General features: G+C 70.3%; 21 protein-coding genes. 10 read left to right on the plus strand and 11 right to left on the minus strand.

Annotated elements, in window-relative coordinates:
• Positions 1-208 precede the first annotated feature (208 nt).
• From moaA to MT347_RS08195, 5 genes are read left to right on the plus strand one after another with little or no spacing between them, the layout of a single operon-like run.
• On the plus strand, positions 209-1,423 hold the full coding sequence (gene moaA / locus MT347_RS08175; RefSeq protein ID WP_243499949.1) for a GTP 3',8-cyclase MoaA: 1,215 nt from the start codon (positions 209-211) through the stop codon (positions 1,421-1,423).
• Positions 1,420-2,202 (plus strand): HesA/MoeB/ThiF family protein, encoded by a 783-nt coding sequence (locus MT347_RS08180; RefSeq protein WP_243499952.1) that lies wholly within the window; start codon positions 1,420-1,422, stop codon positions 2,200-2,202. The genes moaA and MT347_RS08180 overlap by 4 nt, the downstream gene beginning before the upstream one ends.
• Positions 2,203-2,216: 14 nt before the next feature.
• Positions 2,217-3,440 (plus strand): gephyrin-like molybdotransferase Glp, encoded by a 1,224-nt coding sequence (gene glp / locus MT347_RS08185; RefSeq protein WP_243499953.1) that lies wholly within the window; start codon positions 2,217-2,219, stop codon positions 3,438-3,440.
• The gene (moaC, locus tag MT347_RS08190; protein ID WP_243499956.1) at positions 3,437-3,943 is read left to right on the plus strand and encodes a cyclic pyranopterin monophosphate synthase MoaC; all 507 of its coding nucleotides are present in this window, start codon (positions 3,437-3,439) and stop codon (positions 3,941-3,943) included. The genes glp and moaC overlap by 4 nt, the downstream gene beginning before the upstream one ends.
• The gene (locus tag MT347_RS08195) at positions 3,940-4,176 is read left to right on the plus strand and encodes a MoaD/ThiS family protein (RefSeq protein WP_243499958.1); all 237 of its coding nucleotides are present in this window, start codon (positions 3,940-3,942) and stop codon (positions 4,174-4,176) included. Before moaC ends, MT347_RS08195 begins: the two co-directional genes overlap by 4 nt.
• Positions 4,177-4,236: 60 nt before the next feature.
• Here the strand turns inward: MT347_RS08195 and MT347_RS08200 are convergent, their stop codons facing one another.
• The 5 genes from MT347_RS08200 to MT347_RS08220 form a co-directional block, all read right to left on the minus strand.
• The gene (locus tag MT347_RS08200; protein ID WP_243499960.1) at positions 4,237-4,689 is read right to left on the minus strand and encodes a helix-turn-helix transcriptional regulator; all 453 of its coding nucleotides are present in this window, start codon (positions 4,687-4,689) and stop codon (positions 4,237-4,239) included.
• 11 nt (positions 4,690-4,700) lie between these two features.
• Complete coding sequence (locus tag MT347_RS08205) at positions 4,701-5,381, minus strand: hypothetical protein (protein ID WP_243499962.1); 681 nt, start codon at positions 5,379-5,381, stop codon at positions 4,701-4,703.
• Between the two features lie 26 nt (positions 5,382-5,407).
• A complete protein-coding gene (locus MT347_RS08210) occupies positions 5,408-5,836 on the minus strand; it encodes a molybdenum cofactor biosynthesis protein MoaE (RefSeq protein ID WP_243499964.1) in 429 nt (142 codons plus the stop codon).
• Positions 5,833-6,315 carry a molybdenum cofactor biosynthesis protein B gene (locus MT347_RS08215; RefSeq protein ID WP_243499966.1) on the minus strand — a complete coding sequence of 161 codons (483 nt, stop codon included), beginning with the start codon at positions 6,313-6,315 and terminating at the stop codon, positions 5,833-5,835. The genes MT347_RS08210 and MT347_RS08215 overlap by 4 nt, the downstream gene beginning before the upstream one ends.
• A gap of 153 nt (positions 6,316-6,468) precedes the next feature.
• Positions 6,469-8,073 (minus strand): SDR family oxidoreductase, encoded by a 1,605-nt coding sequence (locus MT347_RS08220; RefSeq protein WP_243499968.1) that lies wholly within the window; start codon positions 8,071-8,073, stop codon positions 6,469-6,471.
• A 65-nt stretch (positions 8,074-8,138) separates the two neighbouring features.
• Here MT347_RS08220 and MT347_RS08225 point away from each other — a divergent pair, with 65 nt between their 5' ends.
• Together MT347_RS08225 and MT347_RS08230 are read left to right on the plus strand one after the other, a co-directional pair.
• On the plus strand, positions 8,139-9,689 hold the full coding sequence (locus MT347_RS08225) for a carboxylesterase/lipase family protein (protein WP_243499970.1): 1,551 nt from the start codon (positions 8,139-8,141) through the stop codon (positions 9,687-9,689).
• Between the two features lie 62 nt (positions 9,690-9,751).
• Positions 9,752-11,221, plus strand: coding sequence for an MFS transporter (locus MT347_RS08230; protein WP_243499972.1), 1,470 nt, complete (start codon positions 9,752-9,754; stop codon positions 11,219-11,221).
• A 219-nt stretch (positions 11,222-11,440) separates the two neighbouring features.
• Here the strand turns inward: MT347_RS08230 and MT347_RS08235 are convergent, their stop codons facing one another.
• The 3 genes from MT347_RS08235 to MT347_RS08245 form a co-directional block, all read right to left on the minus strand.
• Positions 11,441-13,378, minus strand: a complete 1,938-nt coding sequence (locus MT347_RS08235) for a helicase HerA-like domain-containing protein (protein ID WP_243499975.1) — start codon at positions 13,376-13,378, stop codon at positions 11,441-11,443.
• 10 nt (positions 13,379-13,388) lie between these two features.
• The gene (locus MT347_RS08240; RefSeq protein WP_243499977.1) at positions 13,389-14,102 is read right to left on the minus strand and encodes a phosphatase PAP2 family protein; all 714 of its coding nucleotides are present in this window, start codon (positions 14,100-14,102) and stop codon (positions 13,389-13,391) included.
• Positions 14,103-14,214: 112 nt separating this feature from the next.
• Entirely contained in the window at positions 14,215-15,588 is a 1,374-nt protein-coding gene (locus tag MT347_RS08245; RefSeq protein WP_243499979.1) for a multidrug effflux MFS transporter, read from the minus strand.
• Positions 15,589-15,819: 231 nt separating this feature from the next.
• Here MT347_RS08245 and MT347_RS08250 point away from each other — a divergent pair, with 231 nt between their 5' ends.
• Together MT347_RS08250 and MT347_RS08255 are read left to right on the plus strand one after the other, a co-directional pair.
• Entirely contained in the window at positions 15,820-16,527 is a 708-nt protein-coding gene (locus tag MT347_RS08250) for a DUF3105 domain-containing protein (RefSeq protein WP_243499981.1), read from the plus strand.
• 1 nt (position 16,528) lies between these two features.
• Positions 16,529-17,200, plus strand: coding sequence for a DUF305 domain-containing protein (locus MT347_RS08255; RefSeq protein WP_243499983.1), 672 nt, complete (start codon positions 16,529-16,531; stop codon positions 17,198-17,200).
• Between the two features lie 199 nt (positions 17,201-17,399).
• Here the strand turns inward: MT347_RS08255 and MT347_RS08260 are convergent, their stop codons facing one another.
• From MT347_RS08260 to MT347_RS08270, 3 genes are all read right to left on the minus strand, one after another.
• Positions 17,400-18,377 (minus strand): carbohydrate ABC transporter permease, encoded by a 978-nt coding sequence (locus MT347_RS08260; RefSeq protein ID WP_243499985.1) that lies wholly within the window; start codon positions 18,375-18,377, stop codon positions 17,400-17,402.
• A complete protein-coding gene (locus MT347_RS08265) occupies positions 18,374-19,570 on the minus strand; it encodes a sugar ABC transporter permease (RefSeq protein ID WP_279391190.1) in 1,197 nt (398 codons plus the stop codon). Before MT347_RS08265 ends, MT347_RS08260 begins: the two co-directional genes overlap by 4 nt.
• Before the next feature lie 282 nt (positions 19,571-19,852).
• Positions 19,853-21,184 (minus strand): ABC transporter substrate-binding protein, encoded by a 1,332-nt coding sequence (locus tag MT347_RS08270; RefSeq protein ID WP_243499989.1) that lies wholly within the window; start codon positions 21,182-21,184, stop codon positions 19,853-19,855.
• A gap of 238 nt (positions 21,185-21,422) precedes the next feature.
• Between MT347_RS08270 and MT347_RS08275 the strand changes: the two genes are divergently transcribed.
• The gene (locus MT347_RS08275) at positions 21,423-22,433 is read left to right on the plus strand and encodes a LacI family DNA-binding transcriptional regulator (RefSeq protein WP_243499991.1); all 1,011 of its coding nucleotides are present in this window, start codon (positions 21,423-21,425) and stop codon (positions 22,431-22,433) included.
• The last annotated feature ends 27 nt before the right edge of the window (positions 22,434-22,460 follow it).

Here is a 22,460-nt window from a genome sequence, read left to right on the forward strand (position 1 = left end):
GCCCCCATCCGTCCCGACGATAGGACCCCGAGGTCGTCGCCCGCCACACGCCCCTCGACGACGTGCGAGAACCGACGCTCGATACGCTCAGCGTGAAGCGCTGAAGGCACCGGATTCAACGTTCTCAGCGCGTCCGGAAACCCGCGAAACTCCTCCCACTCCCGTCTCGGCCCGCCCCATCCCCGCAGGGCTCACCTAGGCTCAAGCCATGGATGCCGATCACGCGCACGCGACATCGCGTCCGGTGTCCGTGCCGCTTGGCGCCACCGTCACGTCGGCAGCAGGCCCGGCCGCCCAGCTCGGCGCGATCCGTTCCACCGGAGGGCCCCGACCGGCGGATCCGCAGCGGCCCGGACCGCAGCGCGAACCCGGCGCTGTCCGAGCCACCGGCGCCCCGACCGACGGCGGCCTGCAAGACCGCTTCGGCCGCGTCGCCACCGACCTGCGCGTCTCGGTCATCGACAAGTGCAATCTGCGCTGTACGTACTGCATGCCGGCCGACGGGATGCCGTGGCTCCCGCAGTCGCAGCTGATGAGCACCGATGAGATCCGCCGCATCGTGCGCGTGGCGGTGCAGTCGCTCGGCGCCGAGGAACTGCGCCTCACCGGCGGTGAACCTCTCGTGCGCAAGGACCTCGAGTTCATCATCGCCGGCATCCGCGCCGACAACCCCGACCTGCCGATCTCGATGACGACCAACGCCGTCGGGCTCGACCGTCGGGCGCAGGCGCTGAAAGACGCGGGGCTCACCCGCGTGAACGTCTCACTCGACACCCTGCATCCCGAGACCTTCGCCGAGCTCACCCGTCGCCCCCACCTCGATAAGGTGCTGGCGGGTCTCCAGGCCGCCCGCGCGGCGGGCCTCGGGCCCATCAAGATCAATGCGGTGCTGCTGCGGGGCATCAACGACACCGAAGTCGTGCCGCTCGTCGACTGGGCCGTGTCGAACGGCTTCGAGATGCGCTTCATCGAGGACATGCCGCTCGACGGCGATCGTTCGTGGAGCGCGACCAACGTCATCCCGGCGCGTGACATCCGCGCGGCCATCGAGCAGAGCTTCAGCCTGACCGCCGATCCGCGTGGCCGGGGCGCCGCCCCCGCCGAACGCTGGGAGGTGCGCCGCCACGGCGAGACGACGCTCGCCGGACACGTCGGCATCATCTCGTCGGTGACCGAGCCGTTCTGCTCCGCCTGCTCGCGCACGCGCGTCACCGCCGACGGTCGCATCCGCTCGTGCCTGTTCTCGCACGAAGAGACCGATCTGCTCACGGCGCTCCGTGACGGCGCCGACGACGAGGGACTCGCGCAGATCTGGCGGGATGCCATGTGGGTCAAGCCCCGCGCCCACGGCTCCGACCGCGTCGGACTCGCGCGCCCCGACTTCGTACAGCCCGAACGCACGATGAGCGCGATCGGCGGATGAGGCCGCTCGTCGAGCCCGTGGCATCCCTCGCCCCGGAGGAGCTCATCCGCACCGCCCGTCATGCCGTGCTGGTGGCGATCGGCGAGGAGGGCCAGCGCCGTCTGGCCGCTGCCCGCATCGCGGTCGTCGGAGCCGGGGGGTTGGGCTCGCCCGTGCTGCTGGCCCTCGCTGCCGCGGGCGTCGGTGAACTCACCGTCATCGACGACGACATCGTCGAGCGTACGAACCTGCAGCGCCAGCTGATGCACCGCGTCGATGACATCGGCACCGCGAAAACCGCATCCGCGGCGCGTGCCGTGAGCGATCTCTCGCCCCTCACCCTCGTCCATGAACGAAACGTACGACTGACCTCCGACAACGCGCGCGAGCTCTTCGCGGACGCCCACCTCGTGATCGACGGCAGCGACACCTTCGACACCCGCGAAGCGGTCGCCGCCGCGGCCGAAGACCTCGGCATCCCGCTCGTCTGGGGAGCCGTGCAGGAGTGGGCGGCGCAGATCACCGTGTTCTGGTCGGCCCCACCCGAGGGCCACGCCCCGGTCGTGCTGGGAGATCTGTTCCCCACGGGCTCCGCCGGTGAACCCCCGACGTGCGCGCAAGTCGGCGTGCTCGGGTCGCTGTGCGTGCAGGTCGGCGGCATGCTCGCGACCGAGGCCATCAAGCTCGTGACCGGCGCCGGCGACCCCCTGCTCGGGCGACTCGTCGTGATCGACGCCCTGCGCGCCCGGCACGACGTGATCCCGCTCACCCCGGCGACGCGCCGCGTCGTTTCACCCTGACCCCGGAGGCCCCGATGACCCCGCTGCTCACCGTCGAGGAGCACCGCGCCCGCGTGCTCGTCGCCGTCTCGGTCCTCCCCGCCGAGACCGTGCCCCTGTCCGACGCGCCCGGCCGCACGCTCGCCGAGCCGGTGCTCGCGGCCCATGACCTCCCCGGCTTCGACAACTCCTCGATGGACGGCTTCGCCGTGCGCTTCGCCGACGTCGAGGGGGCGGATGCCGAGCACCCGGCGTCGCTGAGAGTGGTGGCCGATCTACCGGCCGGCACGGCCGACGATCCCGACCTCGCTCCGGGGGAGGCCGCGCGCATCATGACGGGGGCGGCCGTTCCCGCCGCCGCGGACGCGATCGTGCCCTTCGAAGACACCGCGGGTGGTCTCGCCGATTCGCTCGGCACGGTGGAGGTGCTGCGGGCTCCCGCTGCCGCGGGAGCGTTCATCCGACGCCGCGGCGGCGACACGCGCGCGGGAGTCGCGGTCCTCTCCCCCGGCGAGCGCCTGGGCCCCTTCGCTCTGGCGGCTGCCGCGGCCGCCGGCGTCGCCGAGGTCGTGGTGCGGCGCCGCCCTCGAGTGGCCGTCGTGTCGACGGGCAGCGAGCTCGTCGATCCCGGCACGGCCCTCGGCCGGGGTCAGACGCCCGACTCGAACGCGACGCTTCTCGCCGAGATGGTCGCCGCGGCCGACGCCGAGGTCGTGCTCGTCGATCGCGTGGGCGACGATCCCGCCGGTGTCGACGCGGTCCTCTCCCGCGCCGACGACGCCGACGTGATCGTCTTCACCGGAGGTGTGAGCGCCGGAGCCTACGAGCCCGTCCGCCTCGCCCTCTCCGACCGCATCGCTTTCGACAAAGTCGCCATGCAGCCCGGCAAACCGCAGGCCTTCGGCGTGCTCGACGACGGACGACTCGTCTTCGGTCTCCCCGGCAACCCGGTGAGCGTGGCAGTGTCGTTCGAGGTGTTCGTGCGCCCCGCGCTGCTGGCGCTGCAGGGCCGCGCCGTCGTCGATCGGCGGATCGCCCGGCTCGCGGCATCCGAAAGCTGGACCACCCCTCCCGGACGCCGCCAGTACCTCCCCGCGGTGATCGACCTCGTCGCGGGAACCGTGCGCCCCGCCACGGCGGGCGGTTCGGGCTCACACCTGGCCGCGTCGCTCGCCCGCGCGGAGGCCTTCGCCATCATCCCCGCCGAGGTGTCGACCGTGTCGGTCGACGACCCGCTCGATGTCATGCTGATTCCATGAGCTTCACGCACCTGGATGCCGCGGGCCACGCCCGCATGGTCGACGTCACGCTCAAGCAGCCCACTGTCCGCAGCGCCACCGCCCGCGGTTTCGTGCGCTGCGCGCCCGAGGTGGTCGCGGCCCTGCGCGACGGCACCGCCCCCAAGGGCGACGTGCTGGCCGTGGCGCGCATCTCCGGCATCCAGGCCGCGAAGTCCACTCCCGCACTCCTCCCCCTCGCGCACGTGATCGGCGTTCACCGCGCCTCGGTCGACCTCGAGATCACCGACGAGGGCGTCGAGATCGAGGCGACGGTCGGCACCGCCGACCGCACCGGCGTCGAGATGGAGGCGCTCACGAGCGTCTCGGTCGCGGCGCTGGCGATCGTCGACATGGTGAAGGGCATGGACAAGGGCACCTCCATCGAGAACGTGCGCATCGTGTCGAAGACCGGCGGCAAGTCCGGCGACTGGATGCGACCGGGCGAGGGCGACGCCCCCGACGCCGAGGGGGCATCCGCGTGAGCGTCCGCGTCCGTTACTTCGCCGCCGCCGCCGAGGCCGCCGGCACCGATGCCGAGGACCGCACCGAGTCGACCCTCGTGGCCCTCCGCACCGCCGTCGTCGTCGACCACCCCGCGCTCGGCGGCATCCTGGACCGCTGCGCCGTGCTGCTCGACGGCACCCGGCACGACGACGACGCCCCGCTCGCGGGAGTCACCCACGTCGACGTGCTGCCGCCCTTCGCCGGCGGCTGAGCCGCCCCGGGAGGAGCCGGTATGGAGGCAACGCGCCGAACGCCGCGCCAGCGCTCGGGCTCACACCAGTTCGAGGTGTGCGGCGAGCAACGGCGCGCGCCGTTCACGGGCGATTGCTTCGATGGCGACTAAAACGTCCATGGCCGGCGTGACGGAACCGCTCAGATACGACGTCATGCGCGGCCTCGATGTGCCGAGCCGCCCGGCGAGCTGCGCGTGCGTGAGACCGGTGGCGCGGAAAGCCGCCCGCAGACGCTCCCGCGCTTCCTGTTCCGTGGAACGACTGCGGGCGGCGAGCGCCGCATCCAAGAGAATCACTGTCGCCTCCGACTCCGCCGCATCGCGCGCGTCGTCGTAGATCGCGCGGAGGACGGGATCATCGAAGACGGCTTCGATGAGCTTGCGCCAGTCGACGGCGTACCCTCGATCCATCGCGGCCAGCATCCCCTCGAAGCCCCAGGACTCGACGGGGTCGTCGGGGGTGACGTCGACGTTGCGGAAACGCAAGGGCACGGTGACTCCGGTCAGATCAGGTGAACGGACAGGGCGCGGCACTCGCTGACGACATCGCTCCACTCGCGCCAGCGGGGCGCGAGCTCCTTATAGGTGGAGAGTCCGCCGATCGCGCGAGAGTCTCGGGGAGCCGGAGCGGCGAGCTGTCGGGCGAGCTGGGCCTGCACAGGGCGATCCTCGGGATGCGAGGGATCGGTGTAGTACTCGTCGATGCCCCGCAGGATGCCGCCGATCTCGGCGGGGCCGAAAGCCCCGGATAGCGCGGCGACGTCGAGGTAATCGCGCATCTGGTTGCGCTTGACGATCAAGAAGCCTTTCACGCGAGCGATCTCGGCGACCGTCGGCACCGTGATCTCTCCTCCGGACGGGAGTGTCACGCGTTGGACCTCGAGCGGGCGACGACGGATGAGCTGCCGCACGCCGGCTTCGATGCCGCCCAGCTCGCCCAGGATGATCTTCCCCGGCACGGCTCGGTTGAGAACGAAGTCGCCGTCACGCTCGAGAGCATCCAGCACGAGGTCGAATCGATCCCGGAGGTCCGTGAGCACGTGATCGTGATCGGTCGACATTCGGTGGCGCGCGTACAGGGCCGCCGCGGACCCGCCGACCAGGACGGCATCCGGAACGAGCTCCTGCAGCCGCGCTGCGGAGTCAAGAACCTCAGCCAGCCCGGCGGGAAGATCCGAATCCATGCTCGCTATGGTATCAGATCCGATACCTACCCCCCCAGGCCCTTCCACTGCGTCGCTCCGTCGGCCTCGACCTGGCGCTTCCACACGGGCAGGTCGGTCTTGATCGTCTCGATCACCGTGCGGCAGACGTCGAACGCCTCGGCGCGGTGCCCGGATGCCACGGCGATCACGACCGCCGCGTCGCCCACGCCCAGTCGACCCACGCGGTGGCTGACCGCGACAATCGCGTCGGTGCCCTCGGCCGCCGCGGCGGCGATGCGGTGCAGCGTCTGTTCGGCGTCGGGGTGCGCGCTGTACTCGAGGGCGACCACGGCGTCGGACGCGTCGGGGTCGGTGTCGCGCACGCGGCCGACGAAGGTCGTGACCGCGCCCGACGAGGAGTCCTCGACGGCGTCGAGGTGGGCATCGAGGTCGAGCGGCTCCTCGGAGAGGCGCGCGAGACGGACGGCGCTCATGAGTGGTCCCCTCCAGCGAGTTGGTCGAGCACATGCGGGGCGATCTCGACGATCACCGCGATCCCGGATGCCACGGCCCGTGTGGATCCGGGAAGGTTGACGATGAGCGTGCCGGGGTCGACGATGCCGGCGAGGCCGCGCGAGACGATCGACAGCGGGGTGTCGGACAGGCCGCGGCGCCGAAGTTCTTCGGCGATACCGGGCAGTTCGCGCTCCAGCACGCGCGACGTGCCCTCGGGCGTGCGATCGCGCGGCGAGACGCCCGTTCCGCCGGTCGTGACGATCAGTCCGGGTCCCGCCGCGACGGCCTCTCGCAGGGCCGCCTCGACGCTGTCGGCGCCGTCGGGGACGACGATCGCGTCGGCGCAGGCGAACCCGGCATCGCGCAGAAGCGACACGGCCAACGGTCCCCCACGGTCTTCGCGGAGTCCCGCGGCGGAGCGGTCGGAGACGGTGATGACTCGGGCGGAATGCGGCACGTGCTCAGCCTAGGCGCGACCGGATGCCGCGGGCAGAGCGCCGCCGCGACGCTCCGGCACGCCCGCCCCCGACGAGGCGGCATCCCGACGCGGACCCGCGGGCGAAGTCGCATTCCCACGCGCCACCCGCCGTGTTCGCGCGACGACCCGGGTTCACCCGCCGATCGTCTCGACCTCGGGCACCTCCGGCGCGATGCGGCCCGCCTCGGACTGCGGCTCGGGGTCTTCGCGCTGAACGTGTTCGGCGGCGGCGGTGATGCGCCGCGCCATACCGCTGAAGATCAACCCGTGGAACGGGAGGACGGCCAGCCAGTAGAGCCGCCCGGCCAGACCCATGGGGAAGAACAGCGCGCGCTGGTCGAAGCGCGCCCCGTCGCCCTCGGGGGTGGCGCGCAGCTCCAGCCACGCGCCGCCGGGAACCTTCATCTCGGCGCGCAGCCGCAGCAGGTGGCCGGGCTCGATGGCTTCGACGCGCCAGAAGTCCAGCGCATCGCCGACGGTCACCACCGAGCGACTCCGCCGACCGCGCGCGAGTCCCACACCGCCGACGAGCCGGTCCATCCAGCCGCGGACCGCCCAGAGCAGCGGCGAGGAGTACCAGCCGTTCTCGCCGCCGATCCCCTCGATCACCGACCACAGCTGTTTGGCGTTCGCCGTCGTCGTCATCGAGCGCTTGTCGGTGTAGACCAGACGGCCGGCCCAGTCGGGGTCGCTCGGCAGCGGGTCGCTCGGAACGCCCGAGACCTCGGCATCCAGCCAACTGGTCTCGATGTCGTCGTTGTTGACGCGCCGCATCGCCAGGCGGACCGCCTCGCGGTAGGGCATCAGCCCCGCTTCGGGACGCGGGATGAGGTCGTCGACCGCGCGGTCCTTGACCACGCAGTCGTTCTGCAGCGACTCCACGAGCGGGCGCGCGATCGACTTCGGGATCGGTGTCACGAGGTTGACCCAGTGCGACGCGAGCCGCGGCGTGAGCACGGGCAGCGACGCGATCGGACGCTGGTTCAGGCCCGCTTCGAGGGCGTAGCCGTTCATCATCTGCCCGTACCGCAACACGTCGGGTCCGCCGATGTCGACCGCCCGGTTGACGTTCGGCGCCACGCGCGCGGCCCCCAGCAGGTAGTGCAGCACGTCGCGCACCGCGATCGGCTGGATGTGGTTGCGTACCCACTTCGGCGCGGGCATGTACGGGAGCACATCGGTCAGGTGGCGCACCATCTCGAACGACGCGGAGCCCGAACCGATGACGACCCCCGCCTGCAGCACGAGGGTGGGTACCCCGCTGGCCATGAGGATGGAGCCGACCTCGACGCGCGAGCGCAGGTGCGCCGACAGGGTCGCGTCATCGGGGTGGAGGCCGCCGAGGTACACGATGCGATGAACGGATGCCGCGGCCGCCGCATCGGCGACCGTCTGTGCCGCGCGGCGGTCGGTGCTCTCGAAGTCGCGCCCGCCGCCCATCGAGTGGATCAGGTAGTAGACGATGTCGACGTCGTCGACCGCCTCCGTGACCGCCGAGACGTCGGTGGCGTCGCCCTTGACGACCTCGACCTCATCGCCCCACGGAAACGCCCCCGCGCGCCGCGGGTCACGGGCGAGGACGCGCACGCGATAACCCGCCGAGATCAGTCGCGGAACGAGACGCCCGCCCAGGTAGCCGGTGGCTCCCAGCACCAGGGCACGGGGCTTGGACCCGTCATCGCGGGACTGCGCGACGAGGGCGGGTTCGCGGCCGGTGGGTGTGGTCAGCTCGCTCATGCCCGTCACGGTACGCCGGGCCTCCGACATCGCCGGGGGCTTGACGGCGGCGCTAGGGTGAGCGCGTGACCGACGTCTCCCCCGACCCGGTGGCCGCGGCCCCGGCCGGACGCTTCCGTGGCCGCCTCGCGGGCGGTTCTCGCCACTGGCTCGGCATCCGCTACGCCCAGGCGCCGGTGGGACCACGGCGCTGGCGCGCTCCCCTCGCCGCACTCGACGCCGACGACGAGATCGACGCCGGCACCTTCGGCGCGGCGTGCCCGCAACCGCCCAGCCCCCTGCCCCTCGGTGAGGGCATCGCCCAGAGCGAGGATTGCCTCTTCCTCAACGTCTGGGCCCCGGATGCCGACGCCTCGGTGCCCCGGCCCGTGATGGTGTGGCTGCACGGCGGCGCCTACGTCTTCGGCGCCGCGAGCCAGCGCACTTACGACGGGGCCCGCCTGTCCGCCGCCGGCGACGTGGTCGTGGTCACCCTGAATTACCGTCTCGGCGCCCTCGGGTTCCTCGACCTCGACGCGGCCTTCCCCGACGCGGGCTTCGACGCCAACCTGGCCCTGCGCGACGCGCTGCTCGCCCTCGCCTGGGTGCGACGCAACATCGCGGCGTTCGGCGGTGATCCCGACCGGGTCACGGTCTTCGGCGAGTCGGCGGGAGGCGGCCTGGTGACGACGCTGTTGGCGACGCCCTCGGCATCCGGTCTCTTCCACCGCGCGATCGCGCAGTCCTCCCCCGCGTCGAGCGTCTACGGCCGGGAGCGCGCCAAACGGGTCGCCGAGCGGTTCGTCGACCTGCTCGGCCTCGATGCCGCCACCCCCGGCGTCGGCGACGAGCTGCGCGCGGTGGATGCCGCAGCGCTCGCCGAGACCGGCCAGCGCCTGTTCGCCGACGTCCCGACCGAGGATCCGGGCACGCTCGCCTTCGCTCCCGTTGTCGACGGCGACCTCGTCCCCGAAGCGCCCGTGACGGTTCTGAGGGAGGGACGCGGACTCCCGGTGCCCCTGATGATCGGCACGAACAAGGACGAGGCGTCGCTGTTCGCCTACATGAAGTCACCGCTCATCCCCATCACGGGCGAGCGCATCGAGCGCATGTTCGCCGACATGGCCGAAGAGAACCCCGAGGTCGTCCTGCCGGAACGGTCGCAGGTCCTGGCCGCCTACGAGCATGTCCGCCACCGAGCCCTGGGACTCGACATCGCCGGCGATATCGGTTTCCGCCTGCCCACCCTGTGGGTCGCCGAGGGACACAGCGCCGTCGCCCCCGTGTACCTGTACCGCTTCGACCACAGCACGCCGTTCCTGCGCCTCGTCCGCCTCGGGGCGACGCACGGCAGCGAGCTGATCTATCTCTGGGGTGCCCTGGACGGCGGACCGAAGGACCTCACCTTCCGCCTGGGCGGGCGCCGCACCGCCGAGGAACTGTCGGCGCGGATGCAGGAGCGCTGGAGCGCCTTCGCTCACGGCCGGGAACCCGCGGCATCCGAATCGCCCGACTGGCCCCCGTATTCGGTCGACACCCGCGCGACGCTCGTCATCGACCGGCGCGATCGGGTCGTCGGCGACCTCGACGCCGACCTCCGGCGCGCGTGGGGGGACGACGTGCTGGCCTTCCGCTAGCACGATCGTCGAGACGGCGCAGCGATTGGCATCCTCGCGGCGATCGGAGTAACGCTAGAAGGATGAACGAGAATCCCCCCTCGGCATCCCCCTCCCCCCGACTCGCGGTCGACGACGTCATCGTCGTCGACAAGAAGCGCGTGCGGACCGCGATCGGCGGCACCGTCGTCGGCAACTTCATGGAGTGGTTCGACTTCGGCATCTACGGCTACCTCGCCGTCACCCTGAGCGCCGTGTTCGCCTCGAACGTCCCCGCGCCGTGGAACCTGCTCGTGACCCTCTTGGGCTTCGCCATCTCCTTCCTGGTCCGCCCGTTCGGCGGCTTCGTGCTCGGACCCCTCGGTGACCGCATCGGCCGGCAGAAGGTGCTGTTCCTGACGATGGCGATGATGGCCGCGGCGACCGCGCTCATCGGCATCCTGCCCACCTCCGCCCAGATCGGGCTGTGGGCCATCGTGCCGCTGTACCTGCTGAAGATGGTGCAGGGCTTCTCCACGGGCGGCGAGTACGCCGGAGCCACGACCTACGTCTCGGAGTTCTCGCCCGACCGCAGCCGTGGCTTCTGGTCGTCGTTCCTCGATGTCGGCTCGTACGTCGGTTTCGCCGCGGGCGCCTCGGCCGTGGCCCTCACGACGGCGATCACCACGAACCTCTCGGGCCCGGATGCCATGACCGAGTACGGCTGGCGCATCCCCTTCCTGCTCGCGATCCCCCTGGGCATCGTGGCGATCTACTTCCGCCTGCGCATCCCCGAGACGCCGTCGTTCGAGCAGGGCCACACGGCCGAGATCGACGCCGACGACCCGATGTCCCGCCAGGGACTGCGCGGGATCGTGCGTCATCACTGGCGTTCGCTCCTCATCGCCATCGCGCTCGTGGCCGCGACCAACACCGCGGGGTACGCGCTGACGAGCTACATGCCCGTCTACCTCGAGACCGAGGTCGGGGTGTCCAACCTCACCGCCGCGGTGGCCACGGTGCCGGTGCTCCTGGTGATGTCGGCGGCGCTGCCCTTCATCGGACGCCTCAGCGACCGCATCGGACGCCGCCCCGTGTACGCGATCGCCGCGGGCTCGGCCATCGTCCTGACGGTCCCGGCGTTCCTCATCATGCAGATCGGCGAGATCTGGGCCGTGATGATCGCCCTCTTCATCGTGGCGATCCCGGTCGGCTTCTACGTCGCGATCGCGGCATCGGCCCTACCCGCCCTCTTCCCCACCGCGTCGCGCTTCGGGGCGATGGCGGTGGCGTACAACATCGCCGTGTCGCTGTTCGGCGGCACCACCCCGCTGTTCAGCCAGGCGCTCATCGACTGGACGGGCAACACCCTCATGCCCGCGTTCTACATCATGTTCTTCGCCGCCCTCGGGCTGGTCGCGATGCTCGCGATGGGAGAGACGGCCAGACGCCCGCTCCTGGGCTCGATGCCGACCGTGGAGACCCCGGCCGAGGCGGAGGCGGTCGTCGAGCGACAGGACGACGACCCGCTCATCGACACCTCCACGATGCCACTGGAGCTCCGCCGACCCTGACCCGAGCCGGGGACGAGTGGATGCCGAGCACCACGGCATCCACTCCCGTCAGGACTGCGCACACCGCGCACGACCTCCGCGATGCGCACGCCCTCCGCCGCCACGCCCCCACCCGACGGAGCCTCTGCACATCGCGGACCTCGAGCACAGCGTGCGCACACACCGCCCGTGTACACGGTTCGGGCGCCGCGCCGCGCCGCCGAGCGCCGGACCCGCGACCTACCGCCGCCGGCCCGTGCCGAAGATCCCGCGGATCACTCCCGAGACGATGCTCTTGGTCGCCCCGCGCCCGAGCAGTCCGTCCAACCCGGGCGCCGGAGTGCTCGCCCGCCCGCGCGGTGCCGCCGTGGACTTCAGGATCCGCTCGTACTCCTGCTGCGCCTTCTTCTGCGCGGCGGCGTTGGCCTTGTCGATCGCGGCCTTCTGCTTGGCGTACTCGGCCTCGTCGGCGGCGGCCTTCTCGGCCCGTTCTTCGGCCTCGCGCGCCTCGGTCGCGGCCTGCATCCGCGCGCCGAGGATCTCGCGCGCCGACTCGCGATCGATCGCCGTGCCGTACGTCGAGAAGAGAGGGGATGCCGTCACGGCCGCCGCCATCGCTTCGGCGGTGATCGGCGACATCGACGCCCGCGGCGCGAACATGCGGGTCCAGGCGACCGGGGTCGGCGCTCCCCGCTCGCTCATCACCGTGATGATCGCCTCGCCCGTCCCCAACTCCTGCAGCACGCGCTCGAGGTCGTAGCCGGAGTCGGGGTAGGTGCGCACCGACGCGCGCAGCGCCTTCGCGTCGTCGGGGGTGAACGCGCGCAAGGCGTGCTGCACGCGCGAGCCGAGTTGCGCGAGGACGTCGCCGGGCACGTCCTTCGGCGTCTGCGTGACGAAGAACACGCCCACGCCCTTCGAACGGATCAGGCGCACGGTCTGCGTGATGGCGGAAAGGAACGCCTTCGACGCGTCGCGGAAGAGCAGGTGCGCCTCGTCGAAGAAGAACACCAGCTTGGGCCTGTCGACATCGCCCACCTCGGGCAGCACCTCGTACAGCTCGGCCAGCAGGTACATCAGGAACGTCGAGTACAACTCCGGGCGCGCGGCGACGTTCGGCACCTCGAGCAGGCTGATGACACCGGCGCCGGTGGCATCCGTCCTCAGGAACACGCGCACGTCGAGCTCGGGTTCGCCGAAGAACGACTCCGCGCCCGCGGCGGAGACGGCGACCAGCTGGCGCAGGATCACCCCCGCGGTGGCGGCCGACAGCCCGCCGATCCCCTTGAGCTCCGCCTTGCCCTCGTCGCCGGTGAGGAAGGTCAGCACCGAGCGGAGGTCCGACAGGTCGACGAGGGCGAGGCCCTTCTCGTCGGCGTAGTGGAAGACGAGCCCGAGGCTCGACTCCTGCGTCGCGTTCAAGCCCAGCACCCGGCTCAGCAGGAGGGGGCCGAAGCCCGACACCGTCGCCCGCACCGGGATGCCCGAACCCACGTCGTCGCCGAGCGCGTAGAACTCCGTCGGGAAGGCGAGCGGCGTCCACTCCTGTCCGATCGCCGCCGTGCGAGCGGTGAGCTTCTCGCTCGGTGCGCCGGGGGCGGCGACTCCCGACAGGTCGCCCTTGATGTCGGCGGCGAACACGGGCACGCCGTTCTCCGACAGTTGCTCGGCCAGCAGCTGGAGGGTGCGCGTCTTGCCGGTACCGGTCGCTCCGGCCACGAGGCCGTGGCGGTTGATCATCGCGAGCGGGATGCGCACGGGAACGGATGCCACCGGCCCGCCGTTCACGAGCACGCCCAGGTCGAGCGCCGCGCCGTCGGCGGCGTAGCCCGCGGCGATCCCGGCGACCTGCGCGTCGGTGAGCGGGGCACCGGATGCCGCGGAGGTCGACGCTGCGGCGGGTGCGGGCGGCGCGGCGGGTGCGGACGCGGCGGGTGCGGGCGTGACGGCGGGTGCGGAGGACGCGGACGGTGTCGCGGCCTCCGGCGCGGCAGGTGCCCCCTGCCCGCCGGCCGCCCGCGCCCGCGCGGTTGCCGCGGCGGCCTCGGCCGCGGCGAGGTCGGCACGCGCTCGTGCCAGCCGCAGTTCCGCCTCGGCCGCCTCCGCCTCCGCTCTCCGGCGCGCCAGCTCGGCTTCGACCGCGGAGGGAACGGGGGCTGCGTCGCCGGGGTCGCTCATGCGCGTCAGCCTACGACGAGGCCGACGCCTCGGCATCCGATTTCCGCGCGCGCCGGATCGTCAGCCGGTCCTCGTCACGGGCGCGCAAGCGCGAGAACGCCGCGGCGAACACCAGGGCGGCTCCGGCGCCGACGAGCGCGCCGCCCACCGTGTCCGACAGCCAGTGCGCGTGCAGGTAGGTGCGGCTGAACGCCATCAGCACCACCCAGGCGACACCGACGATGCGCACCCACACTCGCGGAAACAGTACCGCCGCCACCACGGCGATGGTCGCGGCGTTCGCCGTGTGCCCCGAGGGGAACGAGCCGTAGTCGCTCAGGATGAGGATGTCCTCCGGACGCGCGCGGCCGAACGTGTGCTTGACGACCTGCACGAACAGCGCACTCCCCACCGAGGCGGCGAGGAAGTACACCGCCGACCATCGTCGGCGCGACAGGACCAGCGCCGACGCCCCCAGCAGCGGCACGATCAGCACGGCGGTGAGGTGACCCCCCACCGTGTCCATCACGAGCGCGAAGACGTAGACGGGCTGTGACGGAGCCGCGGCGAACAGCTGGTTCCACCACACGTCGACCCCGAACGGGCTGGGACCGCGGAAGAAGACCCACGCCCCGAGTCCACACGCGAGCGCCAGGAGCACGACACCCACGACGGCCCGGAAACGCTGCGGTCGCGTGTCGAGCACGACATCGATCGCCCGGTCGTCCATCGCTCTGTCATCCATCACGTCATGATGCCGCGTCCCGCGGCGCCGCGGAATGGTCGGGCACGCCGACAGCCTGTTCCGACGGCTCTGATACTGTTCGCCGCCACACGCGGCATCCGCAGAGCACCGGTCAGGGCGCGAGACGCTCCACCGTGCGCGGACGGACGAGCGTCCAGAGCGCGATGACGCCGATCACCGCGCACCCGACCATGACGGATGCCATGGTCGTCGCCGTGATCCCCGAACCGGTCGCGAGAAGTCCCACCAGCGGCGAGATGATGCCGGCGACACCGAAGTTGGCCGCGCCGATGATCGACTGCGCCGTCCCGGCGGCCTTGCCGTGCCGGTCGAGCGCCAGCACCTGCGCGCACGGGAAGGTGAAGCCGCACGCGGTCATGAAGAAGAACAGGGGGATGACCGTGCCCCACAGGCCCAGGCCCAGCTGATCGGTGAGCACGATGGCCCCGCCCGCGAGCACCAGCACCGCGGTCGACACCGCGAGCACCCACTGCGGCCCGAAGCGCGCGGCGAGTCGCGACGCCACCTGGACGCCCACGACGACTCCCACGGAGTTGACCGCGAACAGCACCCCGTACTGCTGCGGGTTGAATCCGTAGGTCACCTGGAACAGGAACGAGGATGCCGACAGGTACGAGAACAGACCGCTGAAGGCCATCGCCCCGATGACGAGCACGCCGATGAAGACGCGGTCGCGGAAAACACTGCCGTACCGCTGCCACACGGTCGTGGCTCCCGGGCCGCCACGACGTGCCGCGGGCAGCGTCTCGGGGATGAAGATGATCGCCGACACAAGCATCACCGCGCCGTAGACCGCGAGCACGACGAAGATCCCGCGCCAGTTCATCACCAGCAGCAGGGCTGAGCCGGCCAGCGGCGCCAGCACGGGGGCGACGCCCGAGACCATCGCCATGCGCGAGAGCATGACGACGAGGCGTCGGCCGCCGAAGAGGTCGCGGATGATCGCGGCGGCCACCACGCCGCCTGCGGCGGCGCCGGCGCCCATGAGCACGCGCGCGATCGAGAGGGTGCCCAGCGTCGGAGCGAACGCCGCGAAGATGCTGGCGGCCACGTGCAGCGCGGTCACCGAGAGCAGCGGAAGCCTGCGACCGACCTTGTCGCTGAGGGGGCCGACGATCAGCTGCCCCAGCGCGAAGCCGATCATGGTGCCGGTCAGGGTGAGCTGGATGGCCGCGGCCGTGGTCTGGAAGTCGGCCTCGAGCACCGGGAACGCCGGCAGGTACAGGTCGATCGTGAACGGACCGAGCGCGGTCAGGGCACCCAGCAGCACGATGTAGAGCACGCGGCGCGACGCCGGGATCGCGTCGCCCGGGTGCAGCACGATCGGAGCGGTAGCCGGGTTCTTGCCCAGCGTCCGGATGGCGCCTGTGGCCGTCGGCACGGGGCGCGACGGCACGCCCGCCGACGACGAGGGCGTCGTGGAGGGGGAGGGGGTGATGACGGGGTGGGAAGACGTATCGAGCACGCGGCTGGTCTCGTTTCGTGACGACGGACAGCCCGACGGAATCGGGCTGAGAAAGTGGGGGGATCGTCGAACCTCGAATCGATTCGACATCGTCATACTATCGCGACTCCCCTCGTGCCACCATTCCGGCTCGGGGGTTCCTCCCAGGCCACCGGCCCATTCGCCCGAATAGGCTGGACGTGTCGGCGGATGCCGATGTGTCCCGCCCCGAAGAGAGACTGAACACACCGCATGACCTCCCCCTCCGATAAGCGAGCGAGCGGCAACCCCGCCAAGCAGGCTCAGATCGAGCTCACCGTCAAGCAGCAGCGCGAGCAGAAGCGCCAGGAGAAGCTGGCCGAGTACCAGAAGCAGGTGGCACGCCGTAAGCGCGGCAAGCTGGTGTGGTGGGTCGTCGGTTCGGTGGCCTCCCTCGCCGTGATCGGGCTCGTGGTGGCATCCTTCGCGCTCGCTCCCGCGCCCGCGCCCAGCTACGAGGCCGGCAACGCCACGGGGCAGGAGATCAGCGGCGTCCAGACGTTCGAGAACCGCTCCGACCACGTGCAGGGCACGGTGACGTACGAGCAGAACCCGCCCGCCGGCGGCCCGCACAACCCCTACTGGTTGAACTGCGGCGTCTACACCGAGCCGCAGGTGAACGAGAACGCGGTGCACTCGATGGAGCACGGCGCGATCTGGGTCACCTACGACCCGGCCCGGGTCGGCGAGGCCGGTGTCGACGCGCTCAAGGCCGTCCTGCCCTCCAGCTATGCGATCCTCTCCCCGTACCCCGACATGGACACCCCCGTCGCGGTCAGCGGATGGAACAACCAGCTCAAGGTCGACGACCCGACCGACCCGCGCATCCAGGAATTCTTCACGGAGTTCTGGCGTAGCCAGAATGTCCCCGAGCCCAATGCCGCCTGCTCCGGCGCGATCGACGGTCCGGGCAAGGCCTGACGTGAGCGACGACGCTCCGGCGGCGCGTCCCGCGGTCCGCTGGATCGTCGTCGCGGTCGTCGCGGTCGCCGTGATGGCCGTGGTCTTCGCGGTCGGACGCTTCACGGCGTTCGGTGCGACGGCCGCGCCCGCGCACCCGTCGGAAACCTCCGCGGATGCCGGCTTCGCCCGCGACATGCAGGTGCACCACACGCAGGCGGTGCTCATGGCCATGGAGATCTACCGCAAGACCGACGACGACGAGTTGCGCACCCTGTCGTACGACATCGCGACCGGTCAGGCGGGTCAGCGCGGCGAGATGTACGGGTGGCTCGTCGAGTGGGGCCTGCCGCAGGCGTCGAGCCAGCCGCTCATGACGTGGATGGAAGCGTCGGGCGAGCACAGCCACGGCGATACCGCGGCGCTCACGCAGGAGCAGCTGCTCACCGAGATGGGAATGGCCTCGGATGCCGAGCTCGACGAGCTCAGCGCCCTGCAGGGCCAGCCCGCCGACTGCCTGTTCCTCGGCCTGATGATCCGCCATCACCAGGGCGCGATCCCCATGGCGCAGGCCGTCATCGAGCTCGGCGACGACCCGCGGGTGAAAGAGGTCGCCGGCACGATCGTCAGCGGGCAGTCCGCCGAGATCGACGCGATGCGCGACATCCAATCGCGCCTCGGCTGCAGCTCCTGACCGCCCCGCCTGCGCTGACGCCCCGGCATCCGCCCACCCCGCCCGACAAACGCACCGCCTCGCGAGACACGCAGTGTCACGGCGTGTCTCGCGACGGATGCCGTTTCTCACCGCACCGCTGCCGCACATGCCCGCGCGAGCGCGAAGAAGGGGCGCGGCACCCCTTCGGACGCCGCGCCCCTCGCGGGAAGATCGAGCCTCAGCCCTTCGTCGCCCCCGCCAGCAGGCCGCGCACGAAGAAGCGCTGCAGCAGGAAGAAGACGATCAGCGGAACCAGGATCGAGATGAATGTTCCCGCGGACTGCAGGAACCACTGGTCGCCCCACGTGCCCGACAGCGAGTTCAGCGATTGGGTCAGTGGTAGGGAGGACGATGGCGCGAAGATCGTCGCCACCAGCAGGTCGTTCCACACCCAGATGAACTCCAGCACCGCGAACGACGCCAGGGCGGGAGCGGCGAGCGGCAGGATCAGGCGGAAGAAGATCTGCCCGTGACCGGCGCCGTCCACGCGCGCCGCCTCGATGACCTCCGCGGGGATCTCTGCGATGAAGTTGTGCAGCAGGAAGATGGCCAGCGGCATCGCGAAGATCACGTGCGCGATCCACACGGTGGCGAAGCTGTGCTCCGCCCCGCGCAGGTCGAAGCCCGGGAAGATCGTGACCTCGTTGATCGTCAGCCCTCGCGAGAACAGGCTCAGCAGCGGCACGAGGGCCATCTGCAGCGGCACGATCTGCAGCGCGAAGATGAAGATGAAGAAGAAGTTGCGGCCCTTGAAGTCGATCCATGCGAAGGCGTACGCGATGAGCGACGCGATCGCGAGGGCGAAGAGCACGACCGGGATCGTGATCGCCAGCGAGTTCAGGAACGACTGGGCCAGCGTCAGCGCCGTCCCGCCGGAGGTCAGCGCGAGGCGGTAGTTCTCCAGCGTGAACGACGGGTTGGTGAACACCGTCCACCACCCGGTCGACTGGGTGTCGGATCCGGGGCGGAACGAGGTGAGGAACAACCCGAACGTCGGGATCGTCCAGAAGAACGCGATCGCGATCGCCGCGATCGTGGCGCCCTTGGAGGTCAGGCGCCTGCGCGCCATGGCCTCGTGCTTTCGCGTGTCGCGGGCGACCTGGCGGGCGGTGCGGGTGTCGGTGGTGGGTTCGAGCACCACGGTGGAGGTGGTCATCGCACTTCCCTCTGCTTCCGGATCTGGCGCACGTTGAAGATGATCAGCGGCAGCACGAAGACGAACAGCACGACCGCCAGTGCCGCGGAGTGTCCGTAGCTCTGGAAGCGCTGCTGCTGGTTGACCATCTCGAAGGCGAGGACGGTCGAGTCGTTACGACCGCCGGTCATGACGGCGACGATGTCGTAGATCTTCAGCGCGCCGATGGCGATGGTGGTGAGCACCACGATGAGCGACGAGCGGATGCCGGGGACGGTGACGTTGATGAAACGCTCCCAGGCGCTCGCGCCGTCGAGCTCGGCGGCCTCGTTCTGCTCCGGCGGGACGGCCTTGATGGCCGCCGACAGGATGACCATGGCGAGGCCCGTCTGGCTCCAAATGAACACCACGACCAACAGCAGCGTGTTGACCAGGGGTGCCGCCGACAGCCACGAGATCGGCTGGCCGCCGAAGGAGGTGACGATGGCGTTCAGGATGCCGATCTGGTCGCCCTGACGGAAGTCGTAGACGAACTTCCAGATGATGCCGGCGCCCACGAACGAGATCGCGAAGGGCATGAAGATCAGCACCTTGAGGTACTTCTCCCCCGCCGCGCGGTCGATGAAGACGGCGTAGGCGAGGCCGATCGCCGTGGCGATGGTCGGCGCGAGCAGCACCCAGATGAGCGTGTTGATGACCGACCAGAAGCCCTCGGGGTTCGTGAAGGTCCAGATGTAGTTCTCGAAGCCGACGAAGTTCTCCCCGGTCTTGTCGAAGAACGACTGGAAGAACGTCGTGATCGCCGGATAGACCAGGCCGAGCAGCAGCAGGATCGCGGCCGGGGCGGCGAACAGGATGAGCTGGAACAGGTACCCCGCGCCCTGCCGGGAGCGGTAGTCGGCGTAGAAGAGAATCGCCCCGAGGATGATGGCGATGCCGAGGACGTAGACGACGGCGTTCTGGTACGGCCGCAGCAGCATGAAGGCCAGCACAGGGATGACGAAGCACGCCGCCAGTCGCAGCCAGAAATAGCCCTTGCCCGAGCGAGGCGCGTACTCGATGAGCAGCAGCAGAAGGCCGACCACGGCGCCGAACACCAGGAGCACGAGCGGGATCTGCGCGATCGGGCTCAGCCCGCCGAGCCAGATGAAGAAGCTGTTGAGGGAGAAGCCGAGGGTGGTCGGCTTGGTGTCGGCGGGGGCGCGCGTCACCATGAAGAGGAAGAGGGCCACCGCCAGGATGAGACCTACGAGGACCACGAGAAGCGTGGTCCGACGTGTGGCTGCGGAGCCGCGTGACGCGGGCTTGCCCCGGCCTGTCGGAGGTGGTGACGCCGTCGGCGTCGTCTCCGCGTTCTTGATATCGGTCATGACGTCCCTCCCGAACACGCCTTCGTGCTCATCGATGAGTGCCCGTGTGGTGCGTGGGGCGGATTATGAGTATGGACCGGATGGGCCGCCCGCGTCGCGGGCGGCCCATCGATTCGTCGGTTCCGACTAGTTGTCGTAACCGGCCTGGATGTCACTGAGCACCTGGTCGGTGGGCGAGCCGTCGATCCAGCTCACCATGCCCTTCCAGAAGGAGCCCGAGCCGACAGTCGCCGGCATCAGGTCGGAGGCGTCGAAACGCACCGTGGTGCTCGGGTCCTGCAGCGTCTTCATCGCCTCGGTGAGGAACTCGCTCGACGCGAGCGAGGGGTCCGCACCCTTGTTGGCGGAGATCACGCCGCCGAGCTTGACGCGGGCGTCGGCGAACTCCGGGGTCGACATGTACTCGACGACCTTCTGCACGCTCTCGTCCTCGGAGAAGGCCGCGACGAACTCGCCGCCACCCTCGACCGCGAGCTCACCCTCGGTAACACCGGGGGTCAGGAACGCGTACACGTCACCGTCGGGCGCGATCGTGGGCGTCTGGCCCGCGGCGTTGGTGACCGTCAGGAAGTTCGCCGAAAGGAACGAGGCCTGGTGGGTCATGGGGCAGCTGCCGTCGGCGACCTTGGCGGCGACGTCGGCGAACGCGGTCGAGTTGATGCTGCTGACGTCACCGAAACCGGCGTTCACGTACGACGGGTTGAGGAGGATGTCACCCACCGCGTCGAAGGCCGCCTTGATCTGCGGGTCGGTGAACTTGACCTCGTTGGCGACCCACTGGTCGTACACGTCGGGGCCGGAGAGGCGCAGGACCATGTCCTCGACCCAGTCGGTTCCCGGCCAGCCGGACGCGGCGTCGGACGCGAAGCCTGCGCACCACGGGGCGGCGCCGGTCTTCTGCTGGATGGTCGCGGTCAGCGTCATGAGCTCGTCGAGCGTCTTGGGAACCTCGACGCCCCACTCGGCGAACTTCGCGGGCGAGTACCAGACGTAGCCCTTGAGGTTGGCGAGCATCGGGGCGGCGTAGAAGGTGCCGTCCTCGGTGCCGTACGACTTCCAGTCCTCTCCCCAGTACTCGTCGACGTTGGACGAGACGGCGTCGGAGGCTGCCTGCACATCGCCGGTGCCGATGAGGGTCTTGAGCAGACCCGGCTGCGGGACGATCGCGATGTCGGGGGCGTCTCCGCCGGACACCTTCGTCACGATGTTGCCCTCGAAGCCCTTGTCGCCGGTGTAGACGACCTTGATCCCGGTGTCCTGCGTGAACTGCTCGAACGTCTGGTTCAGCGCGTCGGCCTCGGTTCCGGTGATTCCGCCCGAGATGCGGACCGTGGTCTCGCCTCCGCCCGATCCGCTCGCGCCGCCGCTGTCGCCTTCGGCGCAGCCCGCGAGAGCGATCGCACCGACCGCCAGCAGCCCGACGGGCGCCAGCAGGCGAGTCCGCTGTGACATACCCATGTGGTCTCTCCTCTTTGAGTTCTGTGGTGCACCGGATCCATTCGGGAACCGATTCCAGGCAACCGTAGAGGCAATCCACAACAGTTGCAACCGTGACCAGATCACGAACCGATAACTAGCGGATTGGCGGCGTTGCCGCGTCACACCTCGACCCGGAACCGGTTCCACTTTTCCCCGATGTCGGATAATCTTCTTCGACGTCGACACGGACGTCGACGCAGGACGAGGAAGACCACGCATGAGCGGAATCGCCGAGGTGGCGCGCCTGGCCGGCGTGTCCAAGTCGACCGCCAGCCGTGCCCTGACGGGCGGCGGCTACGTCTCCGACGGCACTCGCCAACGGGTCGTGGATGCCGCGGCATCTCTGGGCTACGTCCCCTCGACGAGTGCGGTGAGCCTGGCGACGGGCCGCACCCGCACGATCGCCCTCATCGTGCCGAAGGTGAACCGCTGGTACTTCGGTTCGATCGTCGAGGGCGTCGAGCGGACCCTCATCCCCCTCGGCTACGACGTGACCCTGTACGTCGCCGAGCCCGGCTCGAACGATCGCGAGAGCCTGTACTCGACCTACCTCGCCAGGAAGCGCTTCGACGGCATCATCGCCGTCGCCCTCGAGCCCGACGACGCCGACCTCGAACGCCTGGCCAACATCGGGAAGCCCGTGGTCAGCATCGGCAACGCCCTTTCCGGCGTTCCCACGCTCGGGCTCGACAACATCGCCATCACGCGGATCATCACGCAGCATCTGATCGCCCTCGGTCACACCGATATCGCCTTCGTGGGCAGCACGCCCCGCACCGACGCCCCGGCGAAAGACGTCGACGAGCGCTCGATCGGCTACCGCAACGCGATGAACGACCACGGTCTCGCCGTGCGTATCCGCGATGTCCCCTCCACCCTCACCATCACTGATGCGTACGCCGCCGCGGCCTCGTTCCTCGCCGACGCGGCTTCACGTCCGACGGGGGTGGTCGCCGCGTGCGACGAGGTGGCCATCGGGGTGATCATCGCCGCACGACGGATGGGCATCTCGGTGCCGACCGAACTCAGCGTCGTCGGGATCGACGGGCACGACTACGCCGAGATGTTCTCCCTCACCACCGTCGAGCAGTTCCCCCTCGCGCAGGGGATCGAGGCCACGCGCATCCTCGTCTCGATGATCGAAGGCACCGGCGAGGCGCCACCGCGCACCGATGCCGAGACGCGGTTGGTCGTGCGCGCGTCCACCGCTCCCCCGCGCTCCACCTGAGACGACGAGGGCCCCGGATACCGTGAC

The organism is Microbacterium sp. VKM Ac-2923, from assembly GCF_022815605.1.
In the GTDB taxonomy this organism is placed as follows: Bacteria; Actinomycetota; Actinomycetes; order Actinomycetales; family Microbacteriaceae; genus Microbacterium.

Excerpts from the sequence above, each read along its gene's own strand:
- moaA (WP_243499949.1), top strand. The coding sequence starts at position 209 with ATGGATGCCGATCACGCGCACGCGACATCGCGTCCGGTGTCCGTGCCG.
- MT347_RS08180 (WP_243499952.1), top strand. The coding sequence starts at position 1,420 with ATGAGGCCGCTCGTCGAGCCCGTGGCATCCCTCGCCCCGGAGGAGCTC.
- glp (WP_243499953.1), top strand. The coding sequence starts at position 2,217 with ATGACCCCGCTGCTCACCGTCGAGGAGCACCGCGCCCGCGTGCTCGTC.
- moaC (WP_243499956.1), top strand. The coding sequence starts at position 3,437 with ATGAGCTTCACGCACCTGGATGCCGCGGGCCACGCCCGCATGGTCGAC.
- MT347_RS08205 (WP_243499962.1), bottom strand. The coding sequence starts at position 5,381 with ATGGATTCGGATCTTCCCGCCGGGCTGGCTGAGGTTCTTGACTCCGCA.
- MT347_RS08210 (WP_243499964.1), bottom strand. The coding sequence starts at position 5,836 with ATGAGCGCCGTCCGTCTCGCGCGCCTCTCCGAGGAGCCGCTCGACCTC.
- MT347_RS08220 (WP_243499968.1), bottom strand. The coding sequence starts at position 8,073 with ATGAGCGAGCTGACCACACCCACCGGCCGCGAACCCGCCCTCGTCGCG.
- MT347_RS08230 (WP_243499972.1), top strand. The coding sequence starts at position 9,752 with ATGAACGAGAATCCCCCCTCGGCATCCCCCTCCCCCCGACTCGCGGTC.
- MT347_RS08235 (WP_243499975.1), bottom strand. The coding sequence starts at position 13,378 with ATGAGCGACCCCGGCGACGCAGCCCCCGTTCCCTCCGCGGTCGAAGCC.
- MT347_RS08240 (WP_243499977.1), bottom strand. The coding sequence starts at position 14,102 with ATGGATGACAGAGCGATGGACGACCGGGCGATCGATGTCGTGCTCGAC.
- MT347_RS08250 (WP_243499981.1), top strand. The coding sequence starts at position 15,820 with ATGACCTCCCCCTCCGATAAGCGAGCGAGCGGCAACCCCGCCAAGCAG.
- MT347_RS08260 (WP_243499985.1), bottom strand. The coding sequence starts at position 18,377 with ATGACCACCTCCACCGTGGTGCTCGAACCCACCACCGACACCCGCACC.
- MT347_RS08265 (WP_279391190.1), bottom strand. The coding sequence starts at position 19,570 with ATGGTGACGCGCGCCCCCGCCGACACCAAGCCGACCACCCTCGGCTTC.
- MT347_RS08270 (WP_243499989.1), bottom strand. The coding sequence starts at position 21,184 with ATGGGTATGTCACAGCGGACTCGCCTGCTGGCGCCCGTCGGGCTGCTG.
- MT347_RS08275 (WP_243499991.1), top strand. The coding sequence starts at position 21,423 with ATGAGCGGAATCGCCGAGGTGGCGCGCCTGGCCGGCGTGTCCAAGTCG.